Annotated in this window: 15 protein-coding genes and 1 riboswitch; of the genes, 13 read left to right on the top strand and 2 right to left on the bottom strand. The window is 34.2% G+C overall.

From position 1 onward, the window contains the following. The 3 genes from CU635_RS09290 to CU635_RS09280 all read left to right on the top strand — a co-directional run. Positions 1–474: AAA domain-containing protein (locus tag CU635_RS09290; protein ID WP_219620169.1), on the top strand; the 474-nt coding region annotated here is incomplete at its 5' end. Beyond that, positions 471–2216: a hypothetical protein gene (locus CU635_RS09285; protein WP_101577091.1), complete on the top strand. Its 1746-nt coding sequence runs from the start codon at positions 471–473 to the stop codon at positions 2214–2216. The genes CU635_RS09290 and CU635_RS09285, both read left to right, overlap by 4 nt. 30 nt (positions 2217–2246) lie before the next feature. Next, positions 2247–3686, top strand: a complete 1440-nt coding sequence (locus CU635_RS09280) for a caspase family protein (RefSeq protein WP_101577090.1) — start codon at positions 2247–2249, stop codon at positions 3684–3686. A 678-nt stretch (positions 3687–4364) separates the two neighbouring features. Here CU635_RS09280 and CU635_RS09275 read toward each other — a convergent pair. Continuing rightward, entirely contained in the window at positions 4365–4970 is a 606-nt protein-coding gene (locus CU635_RS09275; RefSeq protein WP_101577089.1) for a restriction endonuclease, read from the bottom strand. Positions 4971–5114: 144 nt separating this feature from the next. Between CU635_RS09275 and CU635_RS09270 the strand changes: the two genes are divergently transcribed. The 10 genes from CU635_RS09270 (at position 5115) to CU635_RS09225 (ending at position 15867) form a co-directional block, all read left to right on the top strand. Continuing rightward, entirely contained in the window at positions 5115–5375 is a 261-nt protein-coding gene (locus CU635_RS09270; RefSeq protein WP_101577088.1) for a hypothetical protein, read from the top strand. 8 nt (positions 5376–5383) lie between these two features. Then, the gene (locus tag CU635_RS09265) at positions 5384–5764 is read left to right on the top strand and encodes a retropepsin-like aspartic protease (RefSeq protein WP_180960020.1); all 381 of its coding nucleotides are present in this window, start codon (positions 5384–5386) and stop codon (positions 5762–5764) included. Between the two features lie 999 nt (positions 5765–6763). After that, positions 6764–8455 (top strand): DUF262 domain-containing protein, encoded by a 1692-nt coding sequence (locus CU635_RS09260; RefSeq protein ID WP_101577086.1) that lies wholly within the window; start codon positions 6764–6766, stop codon positions 8453–8455. A 528-nt stretch (positions 8456–8983) separates the two neighbouring features. Then, a riboswitch (cyclic di-GMP riboswitch) is annotated at positions 8984–9070 on the top strand. Between the two features lie 165 nt (positions 9071–9235). Continuing rightward, positions 9236–10132 (top strand): HNH endonuclease, encoded by an 897-nt coding sequence (locus CU635_RS09255; protein WP_101577085.1) that lies wholly within the window; start codon positions 9236–9238, stop codon positions 10130–10132. A 129-nt stretch (positions 10133–10261) separates the two neighbouring features. Beyond that, entirely contained in the window at positions 10262–11113 is an 852-nt protein-coding gene (locus CU635_RS09250) for a hypothetical protein (RefSeq protein WP_101577084.1), read from the top strand. Further along, positions 11114–12604, top strand: a complete 1491-nt coding sequence (locus CU635_RS09245; protein ID WP_101577083.1) for a hypothetical protein — start codon at positions 11114–11116, stop codon at positions 12602–12604. Between the two features lie 94 nt (positions 12605–12698). Continuing rightward, complete coding sequence (locus tag CU635_RS09240) at positions 12699–12950, top strand: hypothetical protein (protein ID WP_101577082.1); 252 nt, start codon at positions 12699–12701, stop codon at positions 12948–12950. A 524-nt stretch (positions 12951–13474) separates the two neighbouring features. Then, complete coding sequence (locus CU635_RS09235) at positions 13475–13975, top strand: FixH family protein (RefSeq protein WP_180956559.1); 501 nt, start codon at positions 13475–13477, stop codon at positions 13973–13975. A gap of 238 nt (positions 13976–14213) precedes the next feature. Beyond that, the gene (locus CU635_RS09230) at positions 14214–15044 is read left to right on the top strand and encodes an STAS domain-containing protein (RefSeq protein ID WP_101577080.1); all 831 of its coding nucleotides are present in this window, start codon (positions 14214–14216) and stop codon (positions 15042–15044) included. Positions 15045–15414: 370 nt separating this feature from the next. Further along, complete coding sequence (locus CU635_RS09225; protein WP_101577079.1) at positions 15415–15867, top strand: ASCH domain-containing protein; 453 nt, start codon at positions 15415–15417, stop codon at positions 15865–15867. 926 nt (positions 15868–16793) lie between these two features. On the opposite strand, the gene CU635_RS23290 is transcribed toward CU635_RS09225, so the two are convergent. Beyond that, complete coding sequence (locus CU635_RS23290; RefSeq protein WP_180955702.1) at positions 16794–16967, bottom strand: hypothetical protein; 174 nt, start codon at positions 16965–16967, stop codon at positions 16794–16796. Positions 16968–17000: the final 33 nt, after the last annotated feature.

Below are 17000 nucleotides of genomic sequence, written 5' to 3'. Positions count from 1 at the left end.
CTGTTGTCCGCAAACAGTGGCCCAAAACTCCGCACAGCCGGCTCATTCTGTCCGCAATACTCACTTGATAAGATAAATAAGATTTATTATGAAAAGAATCTAAGAGCTAGCGTGGCAATCATCTCAGGATATAACGCTCAAAAGCAATTATTAATTAATAAAATAGAGCCTAAAAATTCAAAGTGGACTAATATTGATATTCAGATTGATAATATCGATGCTTTTCAAGGTTCAGAATGTGACATTGTTTTTTATAGTGTAGTTCGTTCAAATGAAGAAAATAAATTAGGTTTTTTAAAAGATCAACGAAGAATAAATGTTGCTTTATCAAGAGGGAAAAATTGCTTGTTCATAGTTGGAAACAAAGAGTGTGTTCTCAACAGTGAAGTAAAATATAAAGAGGGAATTGGAAAAGTAATTCAGTTTATTAATCGAAATCCCAATAGTTGTAACATAAAGGGGGCGGAGCTATGAAATTAGTCCTTGATGCAGTTAAGTCTGACTTTCCGGATTATAAGATAATTAATATTACAGAGGTTGGTTTTCCAATCTTTAAAAAAACAGTCGTATGTTTAGCAACGTTATATAAAGGGTTACCTGTAGTATTGGACTTTACTTTAAAGTTACTTAATCAAGGATTTAATACTAATCAAATTTCAAAATTATTATCTATTGATGAAGAGTTAATAAAAAATGCAGTGTATGATTTAGAGCTTAATAATATGTATGATTTAAAAACTCAAACATTAACAGATGATGGTAGAAAATATATTAGTAATAATAAATATGAACAATTACAAAGAGTAGAGTTACCAATTTCAGTTGATGGATTTACAGGATATATAAAAAAATCAAGAAATTATATCACGAATAAAAATGCAAAATCTACAAACTTAAATACTTTAGAGCCTATTCTTGATAAAAAGAATAATAATATTATTCATGGGCAAATAATTAAAAGAATTTTAGAAGAGTATATAAAAGAAAGCAATTCTGAATACGAGGGTCAACTAGTAGAAATGGTTTCGGTCAATGAAAAGCCAACTGAATATAAAAAATTTTATATTGTAGTTATTGAAGATCTAGATAAAAAAAGCAGGTTAGTAGTTTATGATAGAAATACTAAGGTAAACTATTTTGATTCTGAATTGATAAATGCAGATGAAATTGGAATAAAAATGTTTACAGATAACTCAATTGATATATTTATTGAAAAGGTTATAGGTACTAAAGATTTGGAAGTCTATGGAGAAGAATCTGTTGGGGAAATATATAATATTTTAGAATATGACTACTTTACAAGGGATTTTAATAGTGTATTTTTCGACATACCAATGATTGAAGCCTATGAAATAAAAGATGAATGGATAAATGAATTAGAAAGATATTTGAAAAGAAAACGAAGTGTAAAAATTAATTTCACTGGCTATTGTTACCCAACAACTAATATTAAAAATAAGGTATATCAGATTATTGAGCTAAGTAAAAAATATAATAATTTGGAGTTACAACATAAAATTGAATATGAATATGCTAAGGTGATATTAGATAACAAAAATGGATATATAGATAAAATAGCTAAATATAAATTAAATTTAAAAAATAATCCTACTTGTGTTACCCATAATATTTTTAAACTAAATAAAGTAAAAGCAAAAGCTGAGACGGTTAATTCAGAAAGTAATAATAAACTCATTAAGCCAATAAATAATCTAAATGAATTAAAGGATTTAATTAAAAATATTGTTGAGTCGGCTAAAAGTCTTGATGCTGAAATGGAAGACTACTATGGTATGGGATGGCTTGATAATGGTCAATTTTTAAATGAGTATAACTTGGATAATATAAAGTTAGCAAAAAATGAAAAAAGTTATAGCAACTTTACAAAAGATTTAAACGCATCCATGGTTGAAGTAATTGATGAGCGTGGCAAAGAAATGGGTATTAATAATTATTTTTATATGGACTTCAAGAAAAATTTCCCAAAACTACATTACGCATTAGATAGGTTGAGGGTTTATCGTAATTCTATGCAACACAATAATTTGAATTCGCAAAACTTAGAAAAGTATTTGAACTATATAAAGAGCGATCTAAATGGAACCTTTCCAGAATTTTATTCAAATGGTTATCTAATACTTCAAACAATTATTTTAAAAGAAATTTTTAATGCAATTATTGAAACTTCTAGGGATTTAAATAAGGTTGCTCTATAAATATTAAACGGAATGTTGGGTGGTAAAAAAGTGGTTTATAAAGCTTTAATTATAGCTGTAGATCAGTATAACAGTGTGAATGATATGCCTAATACAGTAAATGATGCTTTAGAAATTAAGCGTCTTCTTTTGGAGTCTCCTTCCTTTTTTAAGGAACAAGATGTCCAAGTTTTCCAAGGTTCCATTTCAAGAAGAACTATTTTACTATCTGCCTTAAAATCATTCTTTGAAACCGCAGTTGATACGGATATATTATTTCTATTTTGGGCTGGACACGGTGCATTTATAGATAATGAAGGTTATTTTGTTCCATTTGATGGAAATATCTATTCTCCGAATATATCAATGATAAAAATGTCCGAAGTAAGAGATTTGATTGACCAGACCCCAGCTAAAACTATTTTATCGTTTTTTGATACATGCCATAGTGGAACGATTACTCGAAATATTCAACAGGAAATGCATCGAGGATTAGAAGTTAAAGGATCAGGAAAGGTTCTTATTGCTGCATGTACTGCAAGTCAATATGCTGCGGATAGAGCGGGACATGGAGCATTTACCGACTATTTAATTCGAGGTTTAGAGGGAGAAGCTGCCGATAGAAATGGTGACATAGATGTATATAACTTATATTCATATGTTAGTAAAAGGCTAAATGAGGAAATTGGAGGTCAGAATCCTGTAATTAAAAGTACTCTTAACGGAGAACCGTTGTTATTAAAAAGAACAATAAATAGAAGCGAACTGACTGCAGTAAAAACTGCAACAAATACAATTGAACAGATAAATTCTTCTGGATTAAGTTTCTGGCTTGGCCCAATAATAACTGATTACGATGAGTTTCATAGCAAAAATAAGGGTGAATATCAGATAACACTGATTAATCCTGACTCTAAAATTGAACAAGCTTTAAGGGACATGAGGGATAGAGATAGATATCCGTTTGCTATAAGAGATGAGGCAGATATTGTATCCATTGAAAATATTGACATTAAATCTACACGAGAAGGAACATACATTGTTGTAAATCTAAAAGGTACAGGGGAAAGAAATAACTTAATCTATTCTGAAATGTCAATTGGTGGAGGAATGGGTAAAACACTGACCCCTGATGATATAGCAATGTTGCGTATTAGACGCATTCTATTTGGTGAAAAGGTTACACCATTTGGTTATGGAGACTCTTTAGTTGAATCAATGATTAGTCATCCTACAAATGCAAAAATCCAAGTGATACCAAATATCATTTCGAGCTTAGCTAGCCAAGGTTACACTCTTGAAAAAATACGAGTTATGATTGTGGGATCTCTTATTCTAACGGGTACAATTGACAAAATTGAAACTCTTTCACTTACATTGGATAACGGGGTAATTACTAAAATTCATCTTATAGGATATCGTCCAAAGTATTATTCCAATGTCGATCCAATGAAAATTGAGGTTAATGAAGCAATAGATATTTCAATTTAAGTATGTGGTTAATTTTATTTTGTGTTCTAGAAATGGTTTTAGCTCTAAATCTGCTAACATTTTGCTAACGCAATCCCATAAAAAACGGTAAATCCCCGTTAAAGATGTTACAGCCAGCAATATCCAAAACGTTGATTTACCGCGTTTTTTTGCACTCAACGTTAACGATATTACACACTCTCAACCTACGGGCGGCACGATGTAAAATAAAATTTTCTGGAAAATAAAAACAAGAGTGCGGGAATTTTTGCACTCTTGTTTGATAATAGATATATAATACAGCCCAGCTCAAGTTACTTTAATGGAAAATTGCACTATAGGTTGACTTAAAAAAAACTCGCTAATATATTGGTAGATTCGCTGATAAACTTCCAGAAATGCTTTAGTAGGTGACCTTCTTCACCATACTGAACGTTTTTGAAGTACAAACCTAGAGTGCAAACAATAATAAATGAGAAAAAAACTTATATTTTTACACAATTCCATCATTTACTCCATTTCCATCCAAGTCCACTGATAGGTCATGCTCATCAAATTGTAAAAAGAATGGATACAGATTATTTTGGAGATGAAGAAGTTTAGTAATAGATAGGCTAGATTTTATCCCAGCCTAATTTTTGTTTCTTTATCATACAAATAGTACTGCTCCCTAACCTTTGTCTGGCTGGAGGGCAGTTCTTAAATCGGTGTATCAATTTTATTTGTCGTTTGGTTATGAATTGGCTCCACTATAATACTTTCGGATAATGGGTTAGAATAATTCAGCCACATTTCCACTAAATCAGTTCCAGTTATCAAATCAATACTTAATCCTTCGGCATATGAACGGGCATTATCCGTAAAGTTAGATGTTGTCACAACATATCCCTTTGAAGCATTCTGCTTTACGATGTTGGAGTGTAATAATGCGATAGGTTCGTAACCAACATCATCTTTATAACACTTTACTTGACCAAGCACTTTCCCTTCACCAACACCATGTTCTATATCAACACCAAAGTCCCCTGAACTTTTTGTTACATAGATATTTCCGCCATATTTGTGTTTTAATATATCAGCAATAAAGTGTTCAAATTCTAAGGGATCATTTTTTATAAAGGTAGATGAATAAGATTTTTCTTCATTCTCTTTACAAAACCGTTGATAAATGCCAAATGCTAGCGTTCTTTTAAATTCTTCAGTGGATAAATAATTTTTATAAATCTCTTCTGCTCTAGAATTTTTTCCTTTCTTCCACTGAAAAAAGATAAAACCTAATAAAACCAAGGATATAAAATATTCCATATTATCACCTCAGCTACCATTATTATCAATTTTATGAATAGTATTCAAAGTCAATATAATTAGGAATAAAAATCATTCAGTTTTCTTACCATTTAAAAATGCTATAATAAAAATAAATTAAGAATGAACCGGAGGCGCATGTGAATGAAATGGTCTGAAGTTCGTCAGCATTTTCCAGAACGTTGTGTCTTAGTAGAAGCATTAAAATCAGAAACAAGAGGGAAAGAAAGAATCATCGAAGAAATGTCAGTAATTGATGACTTTGAGAACGGCAATGCAGCATGGAAAGTGTATAAAAAACTACATGCGGAAAATCAATATCGTGAATTATATATCTTTCACACGAATAACGAAGAAATAAAGGTAATTGAGCAGCCATATATAGGAGTGCGAAGAAGAGTATGAAATTTGCAATGGATGACCAATTGCCTCTAGTTTCTGTTCAGATTGAATACAATGGAATGAAGAAGACATTTAGCAACGTGCTGCTTGATACTGGCTGCTCTTCAACCATTTTAGATACGGACTTATGCGAAGAAATTGGGCTGATGCTCGATTTAGAAAACGCCATTACACGAAAGATGTATGGAATTGGCGGTACTGAAATCTGTATTGAACAAAAAGTGAGCGGCATGACAATAGATATGTTCCAACTTAGAGATTTCACTATACAGCTCGGTGATGTTAGAGAAATGCATGGATTTGACGGAATCATAGGCAGTGATTTTTTTCTAGCGAATAAATTGATCATCGACTTCGAAAATATGGAAGTGCGAAAAACTAGAATAAGGTAAACACTACTACATCTATATTAATCTGCCATCACTATCCAAGCCATGTGGAAAGCGGAAACAAGTATAAAAGCAGGTGAAAATAATTCACTTGCTTTCAAGATTTTTCATGTATATCCTTTTATACAAATTTTACACAAGCACCCGAAAGCCTCCAAGTACAATCAATAATAAATATTTGACTCTTGTTTCCTATCGATTTATATTTCGCCTTTTTATAGGAAATTATAGTTCGTTAATAACAAAATCAATCAAATCCATATCTTCATTCGACAATTTCATCCTTCTTTGTACCTCTTCTTCTGTGCTACCTTTTTTAATTAGTTCAATTGCCTTTATTAGGGTTTCATTATCACTATATCACATTTTTGCATTTTTCCATCCATAATCTCACCTCAATCCATCTACACAAAATATCAAGAATTATGGTTCACAGAGCCTTAGATTTAAAGCCGATAGTAATTAATACAGCGCAAAATTTGCTAACATTTTGCTAACGCAATCCCATAAAAAACGGTTAATTATAGTTAAAGATGTTACATCACTCTCTGTCAAAAAACTTGATATACAGCACTTTTTTCACTTATCGTGTAAGATATTACACACTCTCAGCATACGGAGTAATAAAATATTTAAACAGCTTCTCAGGAGTTTATTAAACTTTTGAGAGGCTTTTTATATTTTGTATTTCATATTTTAATGAATAAATTATAAAGAAAATTAAGCAATTTTATTTTCTCATACTTTTAGTGTGGTAAAATTATGCATATGCAGAATGCTACTGGGAACATTTAGGAATGATTGGCAAAGGTGACTATGATAGTCGTTGGTTAGAAAACCAATCTATCTATCAACATTACTTTCCTATTTGCCTAGCGAAAAAATAAATCTGATAGAACTAAATAAAGGGGTTGGTAGTAATTTGATGTGTGACTCTTCGAATTATTTGAACCCTATTGATTTGTTAAGAAAAAATTTGATGATATTTGGAGGGATAATATATTGAGTAAACTTATAGACAATAGCATAACAATTTTTGAAGCAATGCAAAATATTAAGAATGGGAAATATGTAATGCCTGCATTCCAAAGACAATATGTTTGGAGCATTGATCAAATAGAAAAATTGTGGGATTCTATCTTGCTGGACTATCCGATTGCTACATTCTTGTTCTGGCGTGTTGATGACTCTAATGTTACGTGGGATACATATTTTTGTAATTTTCTATCAGATGTAACTTTTGATAGCCGAAAAACGGCGGATAGTGTGAATTACGAATTAACAAGCATTAATGTAAAAAATACAGATACTGCAATACTAGATGGACAACAAAGGTTAACATCTTTATTCTTATCATTATTTGGAGAGGCATATATACGTCCTAAAAATGCTAGAAAAAAGAGCGGGAGTACAATTCGTACTAAACTGTTGATTGAATTAAATAAGAATAAAATATCAATAGATGAAGAAGAGTATAACAGTAAGAAATTTGATATTAAATTTAGTGATAAAGTAGGAAAAATAAGTCCAACTCAGTTTGAATTGAAAGATATTCTCAACGAAAAATATCAAAACGCAGCCACAAGAGAAACAGCAATTGAGGAAGCAATTGTGAATGTTCCCGCTGATAGCAAAGAATATGCCAGAAACATTTTGCAATTACTATATAAAAAGATTTTTGAAGCGAAGCTCGTTAGATATACTGAAATTACAGACATGAAACAAGATGATGCTCTTGAAATGTTTGTCAGATTTAATAGTGGAGGAAAACCACTTCGCAAATCGGATATTACGATGTCAATTCTAGAGGCGTACTGGCCTAGTGCGAGAAGCGAGTTTGGTAAAATTCTAGTCGATTCATATGAGGGATTCGGTACAGACTTTATTATTCGTTCAGCCTTGATGTTGTATGGTGATGTTGTAAAATCCAATATAAACAAAGGTATTGCAGAAACTTTGAAAAACGACTGGAGCGAGTTCAAAAGAGCGCTTACAAACCTAGAGAGATTACTTCATGAGTTGAAAATAGATGTTAGCCATTTTTCAAGCAGTTGGAACGTTCTATTACCGATTATATATTACATTTATTACAATTCCGAATATAGCAATAATATCAAGGCAGTTCGTGCATATTTGCTTAGAGCAATATTTTTCACTTATTTCCAATCTGGTACTACAGGTAAGCTGCAACAAATGAAAAGTTATATTAACAGCTTTGATTATGAAATCACCATTGAAATGCTTGATCAAATCAATGATTTGAGAGTAACAGATGGAAAAATAGAGGATGTCCTTAATTCAGAAAAAGGAAGCAGAGTTGCTGGAGAAGTTCTTTATTATTTGAATCTTGATTGGATAAATAAAAACTTTAAATATGAACAAGACCATCTTCATCCGGTTAGTCGATTTGATAATAGCAGACCACATTCAATTTCAATGGATGATTGGAAAAAATGGAGAAGTATACGAAACAAACTTCCTAATCTTCATCTACTTGAAGGAAGAAGTAACGGCAGCAAAAATGATATGAGGCTCATTGATTATTACAACGATATGAATGATCAACAAAAGGCGAGATTTCATGGAGAGGCAATCATTTCAGCGGATGTTTCACTTGAATTTGAAGATTTCGAAGTGTTTTATGAAAAGCGCAAGGAACTTCTTACAACGAAGATTCGTTCATTGCTTGGATAATTTGAAATCTGGGACATTATTGACCTCTTCCCGCGAACCGAGATCTGAAAAATGTGTAAAAAATAAGGCATTTATACCTCAACATATCTCAAATGTGAAAGTAACTATTTCAAATATCTGCTTGAAGTTGCTAACATTTTGCTAACGCCATCCCATAAAAAACGGTAAATCGCCGTTAAAGATATTACAGCCAACAATATCCAAAACGTTGATTTACCGCACTTTTTGCACATCTTGTTAATGATAGATATTACACACTCTCAGCCTACGGCGGCACGATGTAATTTACCGCATAGGCAAAAGCACTCTTTATTGTATGGGTGCTTTTTTTGTCTGATAAAAATTAACTTTTGAAAATTTATTTTGAGGATATATATTTTTAGGTTATGTGGGTTACAGACTATGAAAATATCCCACATCTGCAAGTGAAAAACAAAAAAATCAGATTAAAATTATAAATCTTCGACAAATTATGACATAATTCCGAAATCTTAAATAGTAATATATTCATATGTAAAAAGAACTGGAAAATTGAAAAGGCAAACTTATTGAAAGATAAGGACGCAAAGCTACGAGTCTAAAGTCCTCTAGGATTATGATAGTCGGGTTGCCAAAAACAGTATTATTTGCTTTATTTGGCTATCCTGATTGAATCAGGGATAGCTTTTTTATAAATAAAAGTTTATTAATTCAAATCAATACCAAGAATTGATATCTAAAAAATTCAGTTGAGAAATTACTACTTGAAGAAACTTGTCATTAATATTGGGGGAATACAATATGAGTTTATTCCGAACGATTGGAAAAGGTGTTGGCACTGTCGGTGGAGGGCTTATCGGCGGTACTGTTAAAGTAGCGGGAAAAGCTGTCGGTAGCAAGTGGAAAGGCACTGGTGAATGGCTGGAGGACGTTGGAGATAATGTTCAATCTGCTTCCAAAATAGCTTTAGACAATGCAGGACAGTTTGTAGATGGAACAGTTCAAGGTATATATGGTGCTATTAAAAAAGATGAATATTATAAACAAAAAGGATTAAATGATTTAAAGGATTCTACGGGTAAAACGGTAAAAGGAATTGGTACGGCTCTAAAGTACACCTTTAATAACGCAGGTACTACTTATAAAGGATTTACAAGTGGAGATAAAGAACAAGCAATAAAGGGATTGAAGAATATTGGCAAAGTAGTGGCTGTTTCAGGACTTGCTATTGGTGTAGTGGATCTGGTTGATGGAGCAGATATCGTTGAGGCGGAGGAACTTGAAACTAGAAATGACCACTTAACTGGGTATGAACATCCAGATACAGGAGTAGCTTTCGTTGAAAAAATAGTAGAATTACCAAATGGACAAGTCATTGAAGGTACATTCCCTGTATTCGATTCAAATTTCAATGTCATGATTGCAGAAGAACTGTATTTAGAAAGTGATGATGCTCATTTTGAAGTAGCTAATGATACATTGTATCTAGCAATTACAGAGAACTCGAACCTTGCTAATGAGTTAGGTTTATCTCAATCTGATGTACAAGCTCTTTCAAATGGCCAAACACCAGCAGGATATACGTGGCATCACAATGAAGAACCGGGATTTCTGCAATTAGTAGAGGAAGAACCTCATGCTCAAACTGCTCATACAGGTGGTCGAGCAATTTGGGGCGGTGGAAGTGAAAACCGATAATTGAAATGGACAATGAGGTTGCTTTAGATGTTGAATTTAAAATTTTGGAGAATGAAAACCATATCTCTCAAAGCCTATGATTTGAGTGTGCTTTAAAACCTATTAAACACATAAAAGGAGTAATAAACTATGTTAAATAGCTCGTTAAAGAAAGATGCTATAGAAAAATTGAAAAATGCTGTAGCTCAATATAAGAGATCTTCTAGTACATTGCAAAATAATGCAGTTAAGTTGCATAATACGCGTACCTATGGTGTCAATGTTATTCGAAAAGTAGAGGAATACATAAATACATTAGCAAATACCCCAAAAGAATTTGAAAAAAGCTTTGATCAAGTTCGTGTTAATCTAGCAAGTTTTAAAGCTCTTAGTGAAATTTCATATGATGAAAAAGAAATGATTAAGTTAGCAGGTGGAGGTGCAGCAGCAGGAGTTGCAGCAGGAGTTGCCACAGCTGCACTGGCCCCAACAGCAGCTATGGCAATTGCCACCACTTTTGGTACTGCCGCAACAGGTACAGCAATATCTACTTTGTCAGGTGCAGCAGCAACTAATGCCGCTTTAGCTTGGTTAGGTGGGGGCGCTCTTGCAGCAGGTGGAGGCGGTATGGCAGGAGGAAGTGCTTTACTTGCGTTAGCGGGTCCTATTGGTTGGGGGATTGGTGCAGCCAGTTTAGCAGCAGGTGGTTTTTTTGCAAGTAACAAGAATAAAGAAGCTGCTATCAAAGCAGATAATGAGCGAGTTGAAATTGTAAAGGCAACAAGAGTTCTTGATGCTACATCTAATGAGATTAACAACTTAAAATCTTCTACTCAAACCTTAGCTACTAATTTGGAGCAAAGTTTAATTTCATTTATTAGTAATACGACGAAGATAAAATCATTTACTGATTTTTCACAGGATGAGCGTAATCTATTAAGAGCTATAATTAATAACACAGAGAATTTATCAGCATTATTTATGAAGGAAGTTGGCAAGTAGATGTCAACAAGTGTGTGGAAAGATCAAATTAATGCAGCTGGGGTAGATGGGTTTAATCATTGGAAAAGTCAATCCATTGCGAAACAGTTAGATCAAATCGTAAAAGAACAATTTCAGAGTCAACAACAACAAAATATAAATTTTGAAACGGCATTAAAACATATGATGAAAATGCGTCAGTGTCTCTCTGAACCTAAGAATATACTGGGTTCGGAGCAAACGAAACATGGAGAAGTAGCAGAACATCTTGAAGTCAATGTGCGTAATGCTTGGGCTGCCTTAAAAGGTCAAAGTGAAGTTGCAACATTTGATGGTGTTGCTCGAACTGCACCTGAAGACTTCATACTAGATGGTATTAAGTATCAATCAAAATTTATAAATGGTACAAATAATACACTTAAACATGTACTTGATCATTTTGGGAAGTATCAAGATCATTCAATGAATTATTCTATACCAAAAGATCAATATAGAATTATTGAAGCTATTAGATTAGGTCATGCTCCAAGTGATTTAAACGATAAGTCAATTCGTGCTATTCTCCAAAAAATAGAGGAAATAGAACGTCAGACATGCCGAAGTTTTCAAGATATAGTAAGACCGTCAGTTTCAGATTATGGTGAAACCCAATTAGGAACAGTTGGGGAAGCAATATCAAAAAATCAAGACAGAATAGTTGATGAAAATCAAAGAATACAAGATGAGATTCAACAGGATACAAGGGAAAAGACAAAATCTATCGAAGCAAAAAAAGGACCTTCAATCGGTGAAGGAGTTAAGGTTGCTGGTGTAACAGCGGCTATTGCGGCTTCGTTAAATACAATTACAGTAATTTATAGTAAAGTGAAAAAAGGGAAGAAAATTCAAGACTTTGATAAAGATGATTGGAAAGAAATAGGTATAAGTTCTGCCAAGGCAGGTGCTAAAGGTGGTGTCACTGCTGGCAGTATATACGCTTTAACTAATTTAACCTCTCTGTCAGCCCCATTTGCAGGTGCTGTTACAAGTGCAACAATGGGATTATCGTCTTTACTTACTGATCTAAAGAAGGATCAAATCTCTATGGATGAATTTGTCACACAAGGTCAGATCCTTTGTATTGAAGCAGGTATTGCAGCTACTGGTGGAGCAATAGGACAAATGCTAATTCCAATTCCAGTGTTAGGCTCTGTTATAGGTACAGTTACTGCAAATTTCGTTTGGGGATTTGCAAAAGACAAACTAGGTGCGAAAGAACAAGAATTAAAGAAAATGCTAGATGCCTACACAGAATCTATTTTAGCAAAGGTTGATAAGGCTTATCAGGACATCATTTCTAAAATAAACGCAAGATATGCTCGTTATAATTCTCTAATTGATGTAGCATTTGATGTTCATGCAAATTCCGCTGTTTTAGCTGCGGCTTCCGTAGATTTAGCAGTAGAGTTGGGTGTGGATGAAAGTAAAATATTAAGAAGTGATGATGACTTGGATGCGTTTTTCTTAGGGTAATATGCTATTTCTACAAATTAGTAGTGGTGATTGACATAATGATTTAAACGTTAGTTTACCCCTAATTATTATTAAAGATAGATGGGAGGAAAGTATGGGGAAAAAAATTGAATTTTTATATGAAGGAAACATAATAAGTTATGAAGAAGATGGCATGGGTATGAAGCTTTTGGTTAATGGTGTTTTTCAAGATAAACATACTTTTGTGACTCCATTTGGCACTTCTGTAAAAGGAAAGTTAGAAGGGAAAAATGTGGAGGTTATTTGTAAAAGTAGGTTGTTATACTATTTGACAGAACTACATATAGACAATAAATTAGTTGAATCAAGAAAGACTTTAACGTGATTATAGACTTATTAATTTGTAATATATCTTTTAGATGCTAACATTTTGCTAACGCCATCCTATAAAATACGGTAAATCGCCGTTAAAGATGTTACAACCAACAATATCCAAAACGTTGATTTACCGCACTTTTTAACCTCATCGTTAAAGATATTACACACTCTCACCTTACGGGCGGCATGATGTAATAACGTTCTATGAAACGTTGATACATCAAGGGTTGCGGGGTGTTTTTAAACTCCTAAATCCGAAATAAATCACATTTTTATCACATTTATTGCGAGTTTGCCATGCTGAGAATGCTCCCGAAATGATTGTTAATCTTTTCGGTGGCATTCTTTTTTATATTCTGCATTGTCGTTCCTGAAACGTAACAATCCCCGCACTCAGGGACAGGATTGTTTTCATTATAAGGTTTACTGCGCTTGTTCACAGAACACACAGTTTTTAAAAGTGATTTTTGTTATAATTAACATGCGTATGTTAAAAATGTAATGCTACAAAGCAAGTAAAGGATGACTATCATGAAGACGTTACTGTTCTCATTATTTTCTTTATTTATAATACTGGCAGGTTGTTCAAATGAAGCAAATCAACCTAGTAAACAAAATGAAGCTGAACAGAAGGAAAGTGCAAAAGACCACCAACATCAAGAATCTGCAGAGGAGCATCATCATGAAGAGCAAGCTCACGGGCATGATGATGACCATGCTGCGGAAGATCACCATCATAGCAGTGCTTCCATCAGCATTAGTGTTCCAACTATCGTCTCTGTTAATGAAGATGTTGATTTATCTGCCAATATTCAAAGCGAAAATCAGCCTTTAACACAAGCGAATGTTCGGTTTGAACTATGGAAGGAAAATGAGGAGAAGCATGAGTTCATAGATGCAAGCGAAGCAAGTAATGGTGATTATTTTGTGAATACATCTTTTTCATCTCCAGGTGTTTATCACTTGAAAATTCATGTTGAAAAAGGCGAAGAAATACATGATCATAAAGAAACAACAGTCGAAGTTAAATAAATATGCGCGTAGATAAAGCCTTCTCTCGTCGAGAAGGCTTTATTTATATTCAACGTGAACGCAGGCTGAGCTGCTCTTTTTCGGTTTCGGAGATAGTGTGTAATAGTCTACTAGTTCAACTTTTAGGCAGATAGTCAAACTCGAGACGTAACACTTAATAATAGTCCGTCTATCAAATAGTTGATACAATAGAAGAAAACTATTACCAAGTTGATAATGCGGAATAGGAGTGAACCAAATGGGGCTAACCATGGAAAAACAATATGCAGAATATTTCAGTAATAATAGTAACGATTTTCAAGAGAAACTGTTGAGCGAAGCAGGTAATGTGCGTGAAAAGATTGAAGAAATTTTGTTAGTCGGAAACATCGACCTCTTGAATAACGCACATAAGTTAGTAATGTATTCAATCGGTGAGCAAAATGTATCATTGAATGAGTTCGCCAGAATGGAAGGCGTTTCGTGGGCCAAACATAATTTGACGTTAGCCTTTAAGCTTGAATGGGTTCAAGCCATCCGCAGGACGGTATGGTACTTCCTGGAACGATTTGATGTGGACAGTGAGAATAAACCGTCTCATGAAAATTTTTTTGAGCTCGAACGACAAGTCAATGACCGAATCGACCAGTTCTTGAACGGCTTTTTTCTGAGTTACTCTAAGTTTAAAGACGATTTGATTAAATCGCAGCAGGCGATGGTGGAAGATCTTTCTGTTCCAATTATTCCTATTAGCCCAAAAGTATGTGTTCTGCCTTTAATAGGGAAAATTGACTTGTTTAGATCGAATACGATAGAAGAGAAAGCATTAATGGAAATTGCAAGGCTGCGGATTCAGACCTTGGTGATGGATCTCTCAGGAATCGCGCAAATGGAGACTGAAGTTATCCACCACATGATGAGGACTATCGACGGAGCGAATATGATGGGGTGTGAGTGTGTAATCACAGGGCTGCGTCCTGAAATCGTAAGGACAATCACCAAACTCGGGTTAACGTTTGAAAATAAAGCAGAAACAAAAGCTACACTGCAACAGGCACTGGAAGATTACCTGACTCCCACTGTATCGTAAACGCGAGTTCATTGATACTCCGTTTTACAATAATCGAATATCGATTAAACAAGCCGCATATCTGATAAAGGGTCATGTGGCTTTGTCATTCTATTTATTGAAGTCAAACGCCACGATCGGCTTGGTTTATACGGCATAAACTGAAATGATATTTGTTGATAAGATGGGTAACCATAATAACATCGTGTTGGCAATCCTTTTCCCAGTTCTCAGTCGGTGCTTTTATTTGAGTTGTTTATTGAATAACCCTCTGCATTTTCAGATATCGATAACTTGGTCAACAATAAATAAATAGCAAATATTTTTGTAGGGAATTTAAACATTCCATGCAAAGGGTCGTGCAGTGTGTTATCACTGAAAGGAGTGGAAAGTGAAAGTCCTATCTATTATGCAACCTTGGGCGATGTTAATTGTGCTGGGTGTAAAACAATTTGAAACAAGATCTTGGAGCACTAAACACCGCGGCCAGCTAGCTATACACTCAAGCAAAAAAATAGACAAATTCGCATGTAGGCAAGAACCTATTTGCTCTTTGCTTGCAAAGCATGGATACACAGCAAAGAATTTGCCAATCGGGGTAATATTAGCAACCAGTCATTTATCTGATTGCATTAAAGTAATTTTAGATACAGGAGCATCAGCTAGGCTAGATGATGGACGATTAGTCACTGGCATTGAATACTACTTTGGGAATTTTAGTGAGGGGCGGCTTGCATGGGAAATCCAACATATAAAAAAATTAGATAAGTACGTTCCAGCCAAGGGCCAACTTGGCTTATGGAACCATACTATTACAACGCCGCATCCTGCGGAACATCCGTGAGGGCACTGAATGAAAGCTTGTGAATATTTAGCGAGTTTTTATTTGTTTGGTCCACCTGCTCCAGTTATAACACAAAACAATGGGAGCAGTGATTCAATGAAACATCCATACAAGCATAGCATGCCAATCCGAGGTTATACTAACAAACTCATGGCCAAGCAAAAAGCGGTAAAGACGGATATGCCTGCATGTCACATCGTAATACAGTAAGCTGAAATAGAAGCAAGTCCTTCAATCTAATACGAAATCGGCGCGCTGTCTGTCTGCCGTATAAAACTTGCCAAAACAATATAGCTAATCCATGGGAGGTGAGTTTATTGCCAGATAACAGGAAAAAAATGCTAAAGGGTGACAATGATCAGAATACTGACGAACTTATGCGAGGACCTATACATCCTCGGCCAGATGTTTCATGGTCGTGGGCTGAAAATGACGAAAAACAGGCAAAATCAGAAAAAACAACATCAAAACAGGAATTCAGTTAGTGATCTATACAACTTGAATTTAACATTTTTCAGCTATCTTGAGATGGGCTAAGAGAGCGGGTGCTTTTATGGCTCACGAAGGACAAAACTCATTCGGAAAATAGGCAAAGTGTTCTTCATAGGATTCATGAAGGTCACAACTAATAGGGAATACTACAGAAATGTCCTTATGAATCCGATATAGGAAAAGATTAATAATTGGCGAGAAAAGCTATCTATTTCTAAACTATCAAAGCCCGTAAATCAATAATTCTTATATAGATGTTTTTTATGCGAAAACAAAAGATGAGTATGTAATTCCCATACATAGTGGGCGGACTGTAATCTAAACATCCTTCTGGAAATGGAGTTTACCAGGTCGTTTCATACTTAATAAAAAAGGAGGCTTCCCTTAGTTCACGTCGGGAAGCCTCTTTTGTACTGTGTAAAAATGATTTATGGCTATTCTTTGTTTCTTTGTTCGATATTCATGGCGATTTCTTTAAGAATTTGGTTTTTTTCCTTTAACGTACGGATTAACGTTATTGCAAACCAAATGCCGAAAATAAATATTCCCAGATACAGAATGAATGGGATAAATGCGACTAACGGGAACCAGCTTCCTGCGAGATCCATCTGAAAACCTCCAACGTGATTTTTATCATTTCC

Origin of the sequence: Bacillus canaveralius (assembly GCF_002860125.1) — a bacterium.
In the GTDB taxonomy this organism is placed as follows: Bacteria; Bacillota; Bacilli; order Bacillales; family Cytobacillaceae; genus Bacillus_BJ; species Bacillus_BJ canaveralius.
The sequence above is the reverse complement of the archived record's forward strand: the minus strand, read 5'-3'. Positions and strand labels throughout refer to the sequence as shown.